The 15994-nt window shown below is 56.4% G+C and carries 16 protein-coding genes and 2 pseudogenes; 8 read left to right on the top strand and 10 right to left on the bottom strand.

All coding sequences use genetic code 11. The features are described 5' to 3' along the window. The first annotated feature begins 53 nt into the window (after nucleotides 1–53). From glmU to AC1Z24_RS31475, 4 genes are all read left to right on the top strand, one after another. Nucleotides 54–1424: a bifunctional UDP-N-acetylglucosamine diphosphorylase/glucosamine-1-phosphate N-acetyltransferase GlmU gene (gene glmU / locus AC1Z24_RS31490; RefSeq protein ID WP_483744078.1), complete on the top strand. Its 1371-nt coding sequence runs from the start codon at nucleotides 54–56 to the stop codon at nucleotides 1422–1424. 238 nt (nucleotides 1425–1662) lie between these two features. Then, nucleotides 1663–2430, top strand: a complete 768-nt coding sequence (locus AC1Z24_RS31485) for a DeoR/GlpR family DNA-binding transcription regulator (RefSeq protein ID WP_483744077.1) — start codon at nucleotides 1663–1665, stop codon at nucleotides 2428–2430. Nucleotides 2431–2439: 9 nt separating this feature from the next. Next, nucleotides 2440–4275: a glutamine--fructose-6-phosphate transaminase (isomerizing) gene (gene glmS, locus AC1Z24_RS31480; RefSeq protein ID WP_483744076.1), complete on the top strand. Its 1836-nt coding sequence runs from the start codon at nucleotides 2440–2442 to the stop codon at nucleotides 4273–4275. Nucleotides 4276–4399: 124 nt separating this feature from the next. Then, nucleotides 4400–5335, top strand: a complete 936-nt coding sequence (locus AC1Z24_RS31475; protein WP_483744075.1) for a TniQ family protein — start codon at nucleotides 4400–4402, stop codon at nucleotides 5333–5335. Between the two features lie 480 nt (nucleotides 5336–5815). Here AC1Z24_RS31475 and AC1Z24_RS31470 read toward each other — a convergent pair whose 3' ends face one another. From AC1Z24_RS31470 to AC1Z24_RS31450, 5 genes are all read right to left on the bottom strand, one after another. After that, nucleotides 5816–6307, bottom strand: coding sequence for an AraC family transcriptional regulator (locus AC1Z24_RS31470; RefSeq protein ID WP_483744074.1), 492 nt, complete (start codon nucleotides 6305–6307; stop codon nucleotides 5816–5818). Between the two features lie 16 nt (nucleotides 6308–6323). Then, nucleotides 6324–6608, bottom strand: a complete 285-nt coding sequence (locus AC1Z24_RS31465; RefSeq protein WP_483744073.1) for a cupin domain-containing protein — start codon at nucleotides 6606–6608, stop codon at nucleotides 6324–6326. Nucleotides 6609–6882: 274 nt separating this feature from the next. After that, nucleotides 6883–7254: a nuclear transport factor 2 family protein gene (locus tag AC1Z24_RS31460; RefSeq protein ID WP_483744072.1), complete on the bottom strand. Its 372-nt coding sequence runs from the start codon at nucleotides 7252–7254 to the stop codon at nucleotides 6883–6885. 95 nt (nucleotides 7255–7349) lie between these two features. After that, nucleotides 7350–7763 carry a nuclear transport factor 2 family protein gene (locus AC1Z24_RS31455; protein WP_483744071.1) on the bottom strand — a complete coding sequence of 138 codons (414 nt, stop codon included), beginning with the start codon at nucleotides 7761–7763 and terminating at the stop codon, nucleotides 7350–7352. A gap of 131 nt (nucleotides 7764–7894) precedes the next feature. Beyond that, complete coding sequence (locus AC1Z24_RS31450) at nucleotides 7895–8809, bottom strand: LysR family transcriptional regulator (protein WP_483744070.1); 915 nt, start codon at nucleotides 8807–8809, stop codon at nucleotides 7895–7897. Between the two features lie 123 nt (nucleotides 8810–8932). On the opposite strand from AC1Z24_RS31450, the gene AC1Z24_RS31445 reads away from it, so the two are divergent. Together AC1Z24_RS31445 and AC1Z24_RS31440 are read left to right on the top strand one after the other, a co-directional pair. Then, on the top strand, nucleotides 8933–9700 hold the full coding sequence (locus tag AC1Z24_RS31445) for an SDR family NAD(P)-dependent oxidoreductase (RefSeq protein ID WP_483744069.1): 768 nt from the start codon (nucleotides 8933–8935) through the stop codon (nucleotides 9698–9700). Nucleotides 9701–9756: 56 nt separating this feature from the next. Next, on the top strand, nucleotides 9757–10320 hold the full coding sequence (locus AC1Z24_RS31440; protein ID WP_483744068.1) for a VOC family protein: 564 nt from the start codon (nucleotides 9757–9759) through the stop codon (nucleotides 10318–10320). Between the two features lie 19 nt (nucleotides 10321–10339). Here AC1Z24_RS31440 and AC1Z24_RS31435 read toward each other — a convergent pair. Further along, nucleotides 10340–10465, bottom strand: a pseudogene (locus AC1Z24_RS31435) (integrase); the annotation flags it as partial. Nucleotides 10466–10538: 73 nt separating this feature from the next. On the opposite strand from AC1Z24_RS31435, the gene AC1Z24_RS31430 reads away from it, so the two are divergent. Then, nucleotides 10539–12091 (top strand): IS3 family transposase gene (locus AC1Z24_RS31430; RefSeq protein WP_483742864.1). Its coding sequence is split into 2 segments (ribosomal slippage): nucleotides 10539–11001 and nucleotides 11001–12091, totalling 1554 coding nucleotides; the frame shifts between segments, so codons are not numbered across the junction. A gap of 37 nt (nucleotides 12092–12128) precedes the next feature. Here AC1Z24_RS31430 and AC1Z24_RS31425 read toward each other — a convergent pair. Continuing rightward, a pseudogene (locus tag AC1Z24_RS31425) lies at nucleotides 12129–12344 on the bottom strand (integrase); the annotation flags it as partial. 395 nt (nucleotides 12345–12739) lie between these two features. On the opposite strand from AC1Z24_RS31425, the gene AC1Z24_RS31420 reads away from it, so the two are divergent. Further along, on the top strand, nucleotides 12740–12913 hold the full coding sequence (locus AC1Z24_RS31420; protein WP_483744067.1) for a hypothetical protein: 174 nt from the start codon (nucleotides 12740–12742) through the stop codon (nucleotides 12911–12913). 206 nt (nucleotides 12914–13119) lie between these two features. Here AC1Z24_RS31420 and AC1Z24_RS31415 read toward each other — a convergent pair whose 3' ends face one another. From AC1Z24_RS31415 to AC1Z24_RS31405, 3 genes are all read right to left on the bottom strand, one after another. Beyond that, nucleotides 13120–14208: an alkene reductase gene (locus tag AC1Z24_RS31415; protein ID WP_483744066.1), complete on the bottom strand. Its 1089-nt coding sequence runs from the start codon at nucleotides 14206–14208 to the stop codon at nucleotides 13120–13122. Between the two features lie 347 nt (nucleotides 14209–14555). After that, entirely contained in the window at nucleotides 14556–15092 is a 537-nt protein-coding gene (locus tag AC1Z24_RS31410; protein WP_483744065.1) for a carboxymuconolactone decarboxylase family protein, read from the bottom strand. A 50-nt stretch (nucleotides 15093–15142) separates the two neighbouring features. Beyond that, entirely contained in the window at nucleotides 15143–15892 is a 750-nt protein-coding gene (locus AC1Z24_RS31405) for an SDR family NAD(P)-dependent oxidoreductase (protein ID WP_483744064.1), read from the bottom strand. Between the last annotated feature and the right edge of the window lie 102 nt (nucleotides 15893–15994).

The following is a 15994-nucleotide window of genomic DNA, read 5'->3' as shown; positions in this document are numbered from 1 at the left end:
CTTTTTTCAGATCAGCCCGACGCTCGTCGCGGCGCGCTCAGTTGGTAACTCTCATGTCTCTCGATATCGTTATTCTCGCCGCTGGCCAAGGCACCCGCATGCGCTCGGCCTTGCCCAAGGTGCTGCATCCAGTGGCCGGCGATTCCATGCTTGGCCATGTTATCCACAGCGCCCGGCAACTTTCCCCACAAGGCATTCATGTGGTGATCGGCCACGGCGCGGAACTGGTTCGTGAGCGCCTGGCTGCGGATGACCTGAATTTCGTGCTGCAGGACAAACAACTGGGTACTGGCCACGCTGTTGCTCAAGCCTTGCCGGTGCTGACCGCCGAAAACGTGCTGATCCTTTATGGCGATGTGCCGCTGATTGAAGTCGAAACCCTGCAGCGTCTACTCAAGCAGGTGAATGCCGAGCAACTGGGCCTGCTCACGGTCAACCTCGATGACCCAACTGGCTACGGCCGTATTGTCCGTGACGAGCAGAACCGCGTATGCGCCATCGTTGAACACAAGGACGCCACTGAGGCGCAGAAAGCCATTACCGAAGGCAATACCGGCATCCTCGCCGTGCCCGGCAAGCGCCTGGCGGACTGGCTGGGGCGTCTGTCGAACAACAACGCGCAGGGCGAGTACTACCTGACTGATGTGATCGCCATGGCTGTCGGTGATGGCCTGGTGGTCGCCACCGAACAACCCCACGACGCCATGGAGGTGCAGGGCGCCAACGACCGCAAGCAGTTGGCCGAACTGGAGCGGCACTACCAGCTGCGCGCTGCACGTCGTCTGATGGCCCAAGGCGTGACTCTGCGCGATCCGGCTCGCTTCGATGTGCGCGGAGAGGTCACGGTCGGTCGCGATGTACTCATCGATATCAACGTGATTCTCGAAGGCCGCGTAGTGATCGAGGACGACGTGGTCATCGGCCCGAACTGCGTGATCAAGAACAGCACCTTGCGCAAAGGCGTGGTGATCAAGGCCAACAGTCATCTTGAAGGCGCAATCATGGGCGAGGGCAGTGATGCCGGTCCGTTCGCGCGCCTGCGTCCGGGCAGCGTGCTGGAAGCCCGCGCCCATGTGGGTAACTTTGTCGAACTGAAGAATGCTCATCTCGGCGAAGGCGCCAAGGCCGGGCATCTGACCTATCTGGGCGATGCGCGCATCGGCGCCCGGACCAACATCGGCGCCGGCACCATCACCTGCAATTACGACGGTGCCAACAAGCACATGACGGTGATGGGTGAAGATGTCTTCATTGGTTCCAACAACTCCCTGGTGGCGCCTGTGGATATCTCCGATGGTGCTTCCACCGCCGCCGGTTCAACCATCAATCAGGATATTCCTGCGCGACAACTGGGGGTGGCCCGTGCCCGTCAGCGTAATATCGACGGCTGGCAGCGCCCGGTAAAAATCAAAAAGCCCGAGTAAAATTATCCACAGGGTTGTGTCTGAACAGGCCTGGAGCTGTTCAGACGCTACACTGACGACCCTGTGGATAACCCTCTACGTATACCTTTCTGTCTATAGCCTGAAGGGTTACGTCTTATTTCCCCCGCATCGACGCACATTTCACCTGACGTGATTTATTGTTTCGGCCACTTGACGACAGGCTTTCGATGAGTTTTGATTGCCTTCGTTATCTTTCGAAACGAAACTTATGGCTGTCATGTCGAAACGGAATACTCCCCAACGTCGCCACAATATCCTCAGCCTGCTCAATGAGCGGGGCGAGGTCAGTGTCGATGAGTTGGCCAAGCGCTTTGATACGTCTGAAGTAACGGTGCGCAAGGACCTCGCTGCACTCGAAAGCAACGGCTTGCTGCTGCGTCGCTACGGCGGCGCGGTGACTCTGCCGCAGGAGTTGATCAGTGACCACGGCCAGCCGATCTCGCCGTACAAACTGGCGATCGCCAAGGCCGGCGTAGCGCGTATCCGTGAACATGCGCGGATCATCATCGACAGTGGCAGTACCACCGCCGCGATGATTCCTCAGTTGGGGCAGCAACCGGGCCTGGTGGTAATGACCAACTCGCTGCATGTGGCCAGCGCCCTGAGCGAACTGGAGCATGAACCGGTGCTGCTGATGACCGGGGGTACCTGGGACCCACATTCCGAGTCCTTCCAGGGCCAGGTCGCCGAGCAGGTGCTGCGTTCCTACGACTTCGATCAGTTGTTCATTGGTGCCGATGGCATCGATCTGAATCGTGGCACCACCACATTCAACGAGCTGCTGGGCTTGAGTCGAGTCATGGCCGAAGTGTCCCGTGAAGTGATCGTGATGGTCGAGTCCGACAAGGTCGGGCGCAGGATTCCCAATCTGGAGCTGCCCTGGGGCAGCGTCCATACCCTTATTACCGATGATCGCCTGGCCCCGGAGGCCCGCGAACAGATTGAAGCCCGCGGCATAACGCTGATTTGCGCCGCTGTTAGCTAGGAGAAGACTATGTGTGGAATCGTTGGCGCAGTCGCTGAACGCAATATCACTGCCATTTTGCTGGAAGGCCTCAAGCGCCTTGAATACCGCGGCTACGACAGCGCCGGTGTTGCCGTATTCAGCAATAACGGCACCCTGGAGCGCCGTCGCCGTTCGGGCAAGGTCAGCGAGCTGGAACAGGCCCTGGCCGGTGAGCCGCTGATGGGTCGCCTGGGTATCGCCCACACCCGTTGGGCCACCCACGGCGCACCTTGCGAGCGCAACGCTCACCCGCATTTCTCCGGCGATGAGCTGGCAGTTGTGCACAACGGCATCATCGAGAACCACGAAGCCCTGCGCAGCCGACTGACTGGCCTGGGTTATGTGTTTGTTTCCGATACCGATACCGAAGTCATCGTCCACCTGCTGCACCACAAGCTCAAGGACACCCCGGACCTGACCATCGCCCTCAAGGCGGCGGTCAAGGAACTGCACGGTGCCTATGGTTTGGCGGTGATCAATGCCAAACAGCCGGATCGTCTGGTCGCCGCCCGTAGTGGCAGCCCGCTGGTGATCGGCCTGGGCCTGGGCGAGAACTTCCTCGCTTCCGACCAACTGGCCCTGCGTCAGGTCACTGACCGCTTCATGTACCTGGAAGAGGGTGACATTGCCGAGATTCGCCGCGAAAGCGTGCAGATCTGGTCGGCCGACGGCCTGCCGGTCGAGCGTGAAGCCGTGCAATACCGCGAAGGTGCCGAAGCTGCCGACAAAGGCGAGTTCCGTCACTTCATGCTCAAGGAAATCCACGAGCAACCAAAAGTCGTGCAGCGCACCCTGGAAGGTCGTCTGGGTCAGAACCAGGTACTGGTCCAGGCGTTCGGCCCGCAAGCAGCCGAGTTGTTCGCCAAGGTGCGCAACGTGCAGATCGTCGCCTGTGGCACCAGCAGTCACGCCGGTATGGTTGCCCGTTACTGGTTGGAGTCTTTGGCCGGCATTCCTTGTCAGGTCGAAGTCGCCAGTGAGTTCCGCTACCGCAAGGTCGTGGTCCAGCCGGGTACGCTGTTCGTGTCGATCTCCCAATCCGGCGAGACCGCCGATACCCTGGCCGCCCTGCGCAACGCCAAGGAACTGGGTTTCCTCGCGACATTGGCCATCTGCAACGTCAGCATCAGCTCACTGGTGCGTGAATCCGACCTGACCCTGCTGACCCAGGCCGGCCCGGAAATCGGCGTGGCATCGACCAAGGCCTTTACCACACAACTGGTGGCATTGCTGCTGCTGACCCTGTCCCTGGGTCAGGTCCAGGGCACACTGGGCGAAGGTGTCGAAGCCGAACTGGTCGAAGAACTGCGCCGCCTGCCGACTCGTCTGGGCGAAAGCCTGGCTATGGACGGCACTGTGGAGAAAGTCGCCGAGCTGTTCGCCGAGAAGCACCACACCCTGTTTCTCGGGCGTGGCGCGCTGTTCCCGGTAGCGATGGAGGGGGCCCTGAAGCTCAAGGAAATCTCCTACATTCACGCAGAAGCCTATCCGGCAGGTGAACTGAAGCACGGCCCGCTGGCCCTGGTCGACAGCGACATGCCAGTAGTCACCGTGGCGCCGAACAACGAACTGCTGGAAAAGCTCAAGTCCAACCTGCAGGAAGTCCGCGCCCGTGGCGGTGAACTGGTGGTGTTTGCCGATGAAGAAGCCGGCATGATCAATGGCGAAGGCATCCATGTCATCTCCATGCCGCACATCATCGACACCCTGGCCCCGATCCTCTACACCGTGCCGCTGCAACTGCTGTCGTACTACGTGGCCGTGCTCAAAGGCACCGATGTAGACCAGCCGCGCAACTTGGCCAAGTCAGTGACTGTGGAATAAGTTATCCACAGCGCTTGTCATCATGGGACAAGAGAATAAAAACTGTCCGACGAGAATAAAAACTGTCGCGATTGGGGGCGCATTATAGCCCCCCTCATTTTTTGGGCACCACGAAGACTCACTGATGCTTGCTGAAATTTTCCCCGACGAGACGCTGGATTCGTTTCTGTCCAGGTCCATCTTCCTGTCCCAGGTCGTTGGTAGCTCCCAGTTCCATCGCTCGCTGAATTTTCCCTTCAGCCCTGAATGGTCTCTAGGTAAAGCGAGGCTCCTCTCCAGTCACATGGAAGGACCGAGTAGCTACGTTTTCAACCGACTGGTTTACCGCCATACGGGGTATTTCGCATCTGTATTCATCAGGTCGGCTACAACCTTTGATGAGGAAGTCGAGCTTTTCCGAAAACGAAACCTGTCTGTGTTTCGTTCGTTTGTGGACAGCGGATCTGTGAAGGTCTGCCCACAGTGCATTCTCGACGATTTTTCTGCTGATTCGGTTCCGTATTGGCGAAGAAGCCACCAATTCTTCGACGTCAAGGTATGCGCGTTTCACAAGGTTCTCCTCACTTCCAGCTGTCCCGGTTGCAACAAGGGGTTCGCAGTGCACTGTCACTATTTCGGTGGCCTTTGGAGCAGCTGTGAATGCGGCTGGGAGAGCCAGTTTTTTCAACCAGTTATCGCAGAGACCAGCATAGATGTGGGTTACGCAAACCTGGTAAATGATATATACGAATTCGGCTTTCTACTATACGACGAGGATGTTGTTGACATACTAAAATCCGAAATTGAAGAAAGGGGATTTGATCTAAAAGCACCCTCGTGCGCGCTTGAAATATTTGATTATTATCGTCTGGATATTAAAGTTGAAGATGAAAGCATGTTCAAAACATTGTTTTGCAATTTAGTTTCTACGCCCTTAAGGGATAAGGGATGGAAACTTGATGGTGTTACTGGGGCCAAAGTTATTTTTCTGATGTTTCGAAAGTTTTCTGTCTTTTTAGAAAAAATTGCAATTAAAGGCGTCTTAAAAGTCCCATTGACTTCATTCTGGAACCGTATCTGACAAGGCGAAGGGCTGCCAGATGAACAGTTGATGACAGGGTTGTAGCGGGGGCGACGACTGGTTGCGAGGACCATAAGCATGAAGCAACGTAGCCGTGAGCAGCTCAGTACCACCGGCTGTCGAGGGTGATTATCAATAGGAAAACCCTTCGGCTGCTTGGATCAGCATCTCTTCAACCCTCAGCGCATCTTGAGCAGTCGATAGCAGCGCGCATGGGCTCCTACTGACAACTATCGGCCGATTCTGTTGAGAAAGTCGGCTTTGTTTTCCAAGGCAGAAAAGTACGTGCCTGAGATTGAATCTGTGTTTTTGCGCAGAAGATTCAGGACTTGGATTTCACGTAGCTACGTGCAAAAGAGTTTTTTCACCCATCAATATTCGAGTGTTTTGGGCAAACCGACTTTTTCAACAGAATCGACCAGAAGCGGACATACCATGATCACTCTACAACCTCGGCGCTCTGTATCAGCCACCGGAGCACTAACGCAGAGAGGAAAAATACTGCGTAGGCGGTTTACCCAAGGCTTTCTTGAACATCGTGATGAAGGCATTAACAGAGTCATATCCCACAATGCCCGCCACACGCTGCACGGAGACACCCTCCGCCAAATGGCTCAGTGCGATCATCAAATGCAACTGTTGGCGCCAGCGTCCGAAGCTCAGCCCGGTCGTGCTTTCTACAAGCCTGGCCAGCGTTCGTTCACTGATTGCAAGCCGGGCGGCCCACTCGCGCAAGGTGGTTCGGTCGCCTGGATCTGAGAAGAGCGTATCCGCGATTTGTTTGATCTTGGGGTGATCTGATATCGGCAAATGCAGCTCTTTCAGCGGAGCATCGGAAAGCTGCTCAAGCAGCACTGCAACCAGCCGCGCTGTCTTGCCCTCGGAATGGTAAGCAGGTTCCTGTTCAGCGAGATGCAGGATCATCTCCCGAACAAGGAGCGTTATGGCAACCGTGCAGCATTCTTCAGGCATGGCTGCCGCACCGGGCTCAACGAACAGAAAGCAGGTCCGGGCGTTTTCGGTCACTCGGCAACTGCGGCGTGCCGCCCGGGATCCATACGGCGTGCTGGGGAGGGACAAGCCAGAGTGCATTTTGCACCTCACAGCTCACTGCGCCATGCAAAGACAGGATCAGCTGGCCTTTGCGATGATCATGCGGGCGGGCACCCGAATCATTGAGGTCAGGCGCAACCTTGAGGGCAATCGCTGCCTGGGCGAAAAGGTCTGAATCAAAATCTTCCGGCGAGGAAACGACATTTTTTGAGCTTGGCATAATTTAGGTATCAGGTGTCTTGATATCTATATTAGACAGTTCTGAAGTTCTCTACAGTTGTCTGGGCGTATGGTTCGCCTGACGTCTGGCAAGGGTACACTCTAACCGGACAACTCATCCTGCCCACTGAAGCTCACGTTGCGTCAACAAAGCAGGTTGACATAAGCGTCACCTTGCTTATGATTGTACTTAACGCATGAGAGCTTGCTCTCGTGCCTACCTTCCGAGACCCGCCTAGCGAAAGCTGCGGGTTTTCGTGTTTCTGGGGAAGGAATCACTGCACATCAAGAAACACATGCAAGCTGCCCAATTTGCCTTCTCGCATAGTGAAGATGTCTTCGCCGCGAACCTTGTTCGGCTGGTCTTTAGGACCGAAGCCCCATCTCACTCGTACCAGCCCATGGTTGACCGCAACGGGCTCCGGCGAGAACGCGAAGCCTTGATGCTCTTGCTGCACGCGGTCGATCAGCTGGTTGATGGCGGAGTAACCGGTGGCCAGTGCTTTGTAATCCGCGACCTCGACGTCCGGTGTATACACCCGGGTGAACTTTTTCATGCGCTGCGCGCTGTTTCGGTCGTTCCATATCTCGAAATGGCGGTCGACGAGCTGTTGCGCGGTTGCCCTGACCTCAGCGTCGGTGGTCATGAGCTGTGTCTCCTGTGCAAACGAGGATGAGGTAGCCAGTGCAGCGACGAGCCATATAGAAGCAGCAAGAATCTTTTTCATGGTTTCAGCTCCGCTCACTGGGCATCAACGGAGTCGGCTGGGGCGAAGGCCTTGGCAGCTGCCACCGTGTCGAGCGATTCGCGCAGCAACTGAATCTTGCCTTCATGTGCCACCAGGCGGCCGGCATACATCTGCCGGTAGATGCGACCTGTGGCCGGTACCAGGGCTTCAACGCTGTACTCGGCGAAGACCTGATCGGGAGTGTCGATGAGGAACCTTACGTTGCCAAACTTGAAGTCCGGCACCTTGCTCAGCAACGAACTGATGAAGGCTTCGATGGCCACCCTCCCTTGGGCACGCGGGAGGATGCCAAGGGATTCGAGGTAGGGCAATTCAAGGACGCCGTCTTCGGCGAACAGCGCCGCAGCGGCGCTGGGTGACTGGATGGATTCAAGGTACATCTGCAAAAGCTGGACGGCGTTTTTCATAACTGCTTTCTCCCGAAAACGAGGATGGATTGGCACCCGATTTGTGCCTGTCAAACAACGCTAAGGGATCGCGCCGATTACTAAAACAGCAATTATTGGAATTTATCGTTTCATTTTTGAAATATATATAACTACGGCCATCGCCAGCTTGGCTCTGCCAAGTGCTGGGCGAAAAAGTCCGACAGCGCCTTGATCTTCACCGGGCGGGTTCGCGCCGAAGGTGTCACGAAGTACAAGCCGCCGCGCATCATCTGCCACTCCGGCAGCAACGCTACCAGGCGCCCATCCGTCAGGTATTCGCTGGCGATGAACTCCGGCAGCTCGGCGATGGCCTGTCCGTCGAGCAGCGCTGGCAATAGCGCATCGGAGTTGGTCACTCGCAGCGGCCCGTTTGGTACCACATCCTCTTCCGCACCGTTGGAATGGGTGAATCGCCACACTTGGCTGCGGGCGCGGTACGCGTAGCTGAGGCAGCGTCGGCCGGCCAAGTCACGGGGATGGGCGGGGTGGCCGTGTTCTTCAAGGTAGCCCGGGGAGGCCACCAGGTATTGCGCGACTGAACAGATGCGCCGCGCCACTAGGGAAGAGTCGGGCAACACGGCAATGCGCAGCGCAGCGTCAAAACCTTCGGCGATGAGGTCGACTGAAGCGTCTGACAAGTGCAGATCCACCGACAGCTCAGGGTACTGACGGAGCAGTTGCGGCATCAATGGCGCTACCCAGCGCAGGCCGAACGACATCGGCACGGCCAGACGTACTTGTCCGCGCGGCTGCACGGACATTTCCTGAGCCTCGCTTTCTACCTCTTCGGCTTGCCTATAGATATCCCCGGCCTTGGCCGCAATGCTTGTGCCGAACTCGGTCAGCGCCAATTGCCGCGAGGTGCGATTGAACAGTCGGCCGCCCAAACGCTCTTCAAGCCGCGCCACCGCGCGGGATACTGTGGGTACTGAAACCCCCGTGACACGCGCCGCCGCCGCGAACGACCCCTCTTCCGCCACTTTGGCGAACATCGCCAAGCCTTCGAAATCCGGAAGCTTACTCATCCTGTAATCATCCTTTCATTTTTGCAACGATAGATTACCGACAATTCTATTTTGAAGTTTCATTGCCGTCGATATGCTTCTCCCACACCGCAACTCAACCCCTTGCCACACTGGAGAAACATCATGACTACCACCCAATCGACTCGTAAGCTCGAAGGCAAAATCGCTCTCGTCACCGGCGGCACCACTGGCATCGGCCTGGCCACTGCCAAGCGTTTCGCCGCTGAAGGCGCACACGTGTACATCACTGGCCGTCGCCAGGCCGAACTCGACGCCGCCGTCGCCACTGTAGGCAACGCTACCGGCGTGCAAGTCGACTCCACCAGCCTGGAGCAACTGGACCAGCTATACAGCCAGATCGGCGCTGCCCACGGTCACATCGATGTGCTGTTCGTCAACGCCGGTGGAGGCTCGATGGTGCCACTGGGTGAGATCAGCGAACAGCACTTCGACGAGACCTTCGACCGTAACGTCAAGAGTGTGCTGTTCACCGTTCAGAAGGCCCTGCCGCTGCTGGCGGCCAAGGCTTCGGTGATCCTCACCGGATCCACGGCGGGCAGCTCGGGCACTGCTGCGTTCAGCGTCTACGCCGCCTCCAAGGCCGCCGTGCGCGCTTTTGCTCGCAACTGGATTCTCGACCTGAAAGACCGCCAGGTGCGGGTCAACACCATCAGTCCCGGCGCCACCCGTACTCCTGGCCTGGTCGATTTGGCCGGCCCCGATGCAGCCCAGCAGCAGGGCCTACTGGACTACCTGGCCTCGTTGATCCCGATGGGCCGTGTCGGTGAGGCGGATGAGATCGCTAGCGCCGCTTTGTTCCTGGCCTCGGACGACGCCAGCTTCGTCAACGGCATCGAACTGTTTGTTGACGGCGGCCAGGCTCAGATCTGACCTTGATCGCGGACGGCTGCAGGGTCGTCCGCAACACTTTATACGGAGAATTTCTAATGACCATTTTCAAGCTGGCCCTGTTGGCCCTAAGCATCGCCGTAGGCGGCAGCGCCTACGCCGCTACCCCATCAAAAAGCGAGTCGAGCATGAGCACCAAACCACCCGCTTTGCAGGTTTCAGTAGTCGATCATGTCGGCATGAACGTTCCGGACATCGATGAGGCGACTCGTTTCTTCGCCGACTTGATGGGCGCTAGAGTCATCTCGGACATAAGCCCTGGCGCGATCCCGGACCAGTGGAAAACGCAATTTCGCTGGCATCATTCCAGCGATCTGCAACGCTTCGTAATGCTGCAGATGGCCGGAGGGGCAAAGCTGGAGCTGTTCCAATACCGGGGCACAGAGATCAACCACGAGCATCCCCACGGTGACGATGCAGGCGCCAGTCACGTGGCGTTGCGCACCAACGATATTGACGTAAGCCTTGCACTGCTCAAAAGCCAAAATGTAACCATCCTGAACGAGCCGATCACCAATTCTGATGGTGTGCGCTGGTTCTATTTCCAGACACCTTGGGGCGCGCAGGTGGAGTTGGTTTCGTTGGGTGCAGCAGAGAGTTAAGTGATTCGACTTACGCTCAAGCGCGTAGCCGGGCCCGATGTATCCAGGCCCCGAGAGCAGATCGTGTTTGCTCAGTGATCTCAAACTGCACAGGCCGCTGCGTTTTCTGCTGCATCACCATGACTCGTGATGATAAGTGCTCGCCATCCCCCGGTGTCAGGATAGTTGTCGCCTCTGCGAATTCTTAAACGCATTCCGGGGGCGGCAAGAGTATGGTCATGTCTTTCTACTCACCCGAACGAAAAGCATCACTGCTGAGAATGATGCTCCCGCCCCTGAGTCTCTCTGTAAAAGAGGTCTCACGGCGTGAGGGGTGCAGCGATGTTTCTCTCTATCAATGGCGCAAACAAGCTGCGGCGCAAGGAACTCAATTGTCCGAAACCAAGCAACCGTCGGAGAATTGGTCAGCCGAATCCAAACTGACGGTGATCATCGAAACATCGCCCCTGTCTGAGCTGGAGCTGGGCGAGTACTGCCGTCGCAAGGGAATTTTTCCCGAGCAAATTGCGGCCTGGCGTAACGCGTTTATCACCAACAGCTCTAATCAGCCGACCGCTAAAAGAGCAGAGGTCGGACAAGCGCGCGAGGATAAAAATCGTATCCGTGTTCTGGAGCGTGAGTTGCGACGTAAAGACGCGGCGCTGGCTGAAACAGCAGCCTTGTTGGTACTGCGAAAAAAGCTCAATGCCTACTGGGGGAACGACGACGAGGACAGCTGACCTTGTTGCCAGAACGGTATTTACTCGTGAGTTGGCTCAATGAAGCCATTACCGCGGGCGCCCGAAGGGCGCCTGCTTGTCAGGAAGTCGGCATTTCCCTGAGAACTTTGCAGCGCTGGAGCTTGCCGCTGGAAGTCCTTGCCGATGGGCGCACCACGACGCTCAGGCCAACACCCCGTAATGCACTCAGCGAGCTGGAGCGCCAAGGTATCGTGACGCTGTGCAGCAGCAAGGCTTATGCGCATCTGCCACCGAGCCAGATCGTGCCGCAGCTGGCTGATGAGGGACGCTATCTGGCCTCGGAAGCTACTTTTTACCGGGTGTTGCACACAGCAGGTCAGCAACAGCATCGCTCGCGCGCCAAACGTCCACAGCACCGTGCAACCCCCACGACGTATGCAGCAACATCGGCCAATCAGGTGTGGTCATGGGACATCACCTACTTACCCTCGCCGGTTCGCGGGCAGTTTTACTACCTCTACCTGATTGAGGATATTTACAGCCGCAAAGCCGTGGGCTGGGAGGTCTACGAAGCAGAAAGCGGGGAAAAGGCAGCAGCGTTACTGCAACGAAGCGTGACCCAGGAGCAGTGCTGGCGCCAACCGTTGGTGCTGCACTCGGATAATGGAGCGCCCATGAAGTCGGTGACGCTTCTGTCCAAAATGCACGATTTGGGAATAACACCTTCGCGGGGACGGCCACGCGTCAGCAACGACAACCCCTATTCGGAGTCGCTGTTCAGGACGTTGAAATATTGTCCGCAATGGCCCGTGAATGGGTTTGGAGGCCTGGACGAGGCGCGTACCTGGGTCAGAGACTTCATGACTTGGTACAACACAGTGCATCGCCATAGCCGAATCCGCTTCGTCACACCGACCCAGCGGCATGACGGCAAGGACAAGGAAATACTTGCCCGCCGTCATGATGTTTACCGACTCGCCCGAGAGAAAAAGCCTGAACGATGGTCCGCTGAAACACGCAATTGGAGTCCGATCGGAACGGTCTATCTAAATCCTGAAAGGGAGCTCAGCGTGATCGTGAAAGTGGCATAGCAACACCGCCGACGCGACAACTACCTTGAAAAACGCCGCCATGAGCAACATCGCGCACGCGGAGCCTGGTTAAGTCGCAGGCTCGAAGCTTGCTGTCGATGGCCAGATCGAAGAGAGCCAGATCTCGGGTTCTTTCCGCAATTTGAAGCCTTACTCGGATGGCCCAGATATCTCTCAGCCGGAGTGGGGTTTTCTGCCCGACCAGTTTTCCTTTGTTCCAGGGCTGACGTCTGCAGGTAGCAATGATGTTCATGACAAGTCCTCCACGTGTGGAAGGACAAGGATGGCTAATCGGAGCAACGGTCGCTAACCGGCCAGAAGCAGCCTTTCGCCGATGATCGCATTCGAGCCTTCGGACGTTCATGGATAACTGGTTCTGGTTACAAGCCTCGCAGCTATCTGAACCCTTCCGCTCTGGCCACTAACGACGGTCACTGCCTAGAGATCCCTACAGAGGGCCTTCAATGGCTCGTGGCCACAACCGCGATTTCGGGCTCATCTTGATCACGCTAGCTTTCGTCGCCACAAATTCGCGTATTTGCCATGGACACCACGTGATCCATTTCTGTGAAAAATGTGCATTGTCTATGGATATCGAATACCTAATTTAAGCCCTCACAAATATTCATCCAAATCGATGTCCATGGGTTGACATCTTTCCTTTACATCGACGAAGCCTTCGCTGAACTCACCGGCATGCCTGGCGATCTCGAACAGCTCGGTCGCCAGATCCGTGCAACCGTGTTGCGCGGTACGGGCATTCCGGTTGGCGTGGGTACGTACGAACGCCAACGTCTTTCAGCCGATCAATCTCATGGCTGACGACGGAGTCTCTAGACAGCTCTTCCGCATCCAGTACCTTGATCAAGCTTCGGGCGAACTCACGGAAGTCACTGGATGTCCCCTGACGCTCCCATCCAGTCCCGTTGAGTATCGTGAGAGGCTGGGCCTCGCGGCATAACCATTCCAAGTTTTTTGCCGCACCCTCCAACATGCCTATATTTACCTAGTCGATTCCGCACAATTCATTAAACGTCTTCGACCCAATTTGGATAGTCGACATAGCCGAGCTCAGTTCCACCATAAAAGCTCTTTGGATCGGGTGCATTCAGCGGTCCACCGTACCGCAGGCGCTTTGGTAGATCTGGATTTGCAAGAAACAGTCGGCCGTACGCTACGGCGTCGGCACGATTATTGGAGACGGCGAGATCACCCCGTGCGGCATCGTATCCACCATTAACAATGTAAACACCGTTCCATGCAGAGCGCAGATGTTTGAACAGGTCAGTCAAACGCTCGTTCGCAGGCGCGTCTCCGGGCGAAGCTTCCACAACATGAAGGTAGCCCAGACGAAAATCATTGAGGACATCGACGACGTGGGAAAATGTTTGCTCTGGGTTCTCATCGCCCATGTCGTTGAAGGTGCCGAAAGGGGAAATGCGCACTCCAACGCGAGTCGATTCCCAGACGCCGAGCACAGCTTCGACGACTTCACGGAGAAATCGAACCCTATTGGAAACAATGCCGCCATAGTCGTCCGTGCGAATGTTCGACTTTGTTTGAAGAAATTGATCTACCAGGTACCCGTTGGCGGCATGAATCTCGACCCCATCAAAGCCTGCCGCTTTGGCATTGGCTGATGCCTTGCGAAAGTCCTCAACAGTCTGGCGAATATCTGCGAGTGTCATTGCTTTCGGCTCGGAAACATCCACAAAACCCGTCGCGATGACGGTCTGACTCTTGGCCGTGATCGGCGACGGGGCTAATGGCGATGCATTTCCTGGAAGCAGGCTGGTATGGGAGATTCGGCCTACATGCCAGAGCTGAAGAAAAATTCGCCCGCCTGATTGGTGTACTTCATCGACAACCGACTTCCAGCCGGCAATCTGCTCCTCCGAATGAATGCCCGGGGTGTTGATATAGCCCTTTCCCATAAGCGAGATTTGCGTTGCCTCTGAAACAATCAGCCCGGCCGATGCACGCTGGCTGTAGTACATGGACGCCCACGGGCCCGGCACCCCACTTGGCATGGCGCGATTTCGGGTCAAGGGCGCCATAAAGACCCGGTTTGTCAGTTGAAGATCGCCCAAAGTTATTGGGTCGTAGAGGGATTTCATTCAGGGTGCCTCGAAAAGCAAAATGTTGAATTGGCGAAAAAGGCACAGCAAGTACTAATGGGTCGTGTGAAAAATTGCTGCTGCCGTTCCCGCGCCAGGGGTTAGTTTCATGCCGTTGAGTCGGGCTAGACTGCGTTGTTGATCGCAACAACCAAGGTGTCCTATCTGCTTGGCCCTCTTGGTCCACAAGGTCACGGCCGTGGACTCGTTCGACACGTCTCTAGGAATCGGTGACGTTGCAGCCTGTAGAGGCGAACGCCGTGCCTATTGCGCGATCAATTCGCCAATGTGCGTAGACGGCATGGAAAGCACCAATACTGGCATGACACTTTCCTTGCTTTGTCAAATCAATCCAGCTTTGGGGCGGCAGGAAAGTCCACTGGAATTTTCGTGGTCGAGTGCAGGTAGTTGCTCACTGTTTTGTCGCCAATAAGGACGATGGCATCCACCAGGTTTTCCTTCGTCCAGCCTGCGGCGAAGAATGCTTCGACCAAAGCTTGATCAACGTGACCACGGCTTTGCACGATGCCTTTGGTCAACCGGGCTAGTGCGTCGAGCTTAGCGTCGAAGCTGACTTGGCCATGCCGAATTTCGATGATTTGCTCATCGGTGAAACCGTTCATTTTCCCGAGCATGGTGTGGGCGGCCAAACAATACTCGCATTCGTTGACTTGGCTGACGACGAGATAGAGGACCTCGCGAGGCTTGCTGGATAAGCTGCTTTTTGCACTTTGAAATGCCAGGTAAGTGGCGAGTGCCGTCTCCGAGTGGGCAAACGTGGCGAAGAGATTAGGGACCATGCCAAAGCTTTTTTTGAGGTTGTCAAAGATAGCTTGGTTGGTTGCGCTGACTTCTTCGCGGGTGGGAACGGTGATGGTAGTCATGGTGATCTCCTGGTGTTGGTTGCAAAGCGACTGTGAAATTTGAATTGCGCTTACTGCGCTGTGTAGCCGCCATCGACTGCGATGGACTGGCCGGTCATGAAGGGAACCTTGGTGGAAGCGATGAAAACAATCGTATCGGCGATCTCGTTCACCGTCGCCGCGCGTTTGGCTGGAATGCTCCCTAGGAGTCCTGCCTTGGCGGTTTCGTTTCGTCCGACAAAACGGTCGAGCATGTCGGTTGCCACGGGGCCCGGTGCTACTGCGTTGACGCGCACGCCGAAAGCCGCGCCTTCCAACGCCGAGCTCTTGGTTAACCCTTCGACGGCAAACTTGCTGGCGGCATAGACGGAGGCACCGGCCACGCCGACCTGGCCCGCTATTGAGGACAGATTGACGATGGAGCCGTGTCCTTGGGCCAGCATTACGCGCATTTCGTGCTTAATTGACAGTAGAGTGCCCAGCACATTCGTCGAGAACGTGGCGTGGAAGTTGTCCGCGCTTTGTTCGGTGATCGGGCCCAGCGTCCCTTCCGTGCCTGCGTTGTTAACGGCAATATCAATCTTGCCGTACAGGCTAACCGTCTTTTCAACGAGGCCTCGAACCTCTAACTCGTTTGCAACGTCTGCTTTGACAAATTCGGCCTTGCCTCCGAGCGAGCGAAGTTCCGTGGCCAGAGCTGCGCCAGCCTCCTCGCGCCGTCCGCTGACAACCACGTTGGCGCCGAGCTTTGCGAAGGCGAAGGCGGTTGCTCGGCCGATTCCGGTCAGAGCGCCGGTGATAAGGACAGTGGTTTGGTTCATGTCTACTCTCGGCTGGGTGATCGATGTCTCTACTTTGTCTGATTCCATTTGGTTGGTATAGACTGGTTTCTGTACTATCAATTAGTAGTAAATAGAATATAT

The sequence above is a fragment of the Pseudomonas sp. JL23 genome, from assembly GCF_056933585.1.
This window is presented reverse-complemented; position numbering and strand designations above follow the sequence as displayed.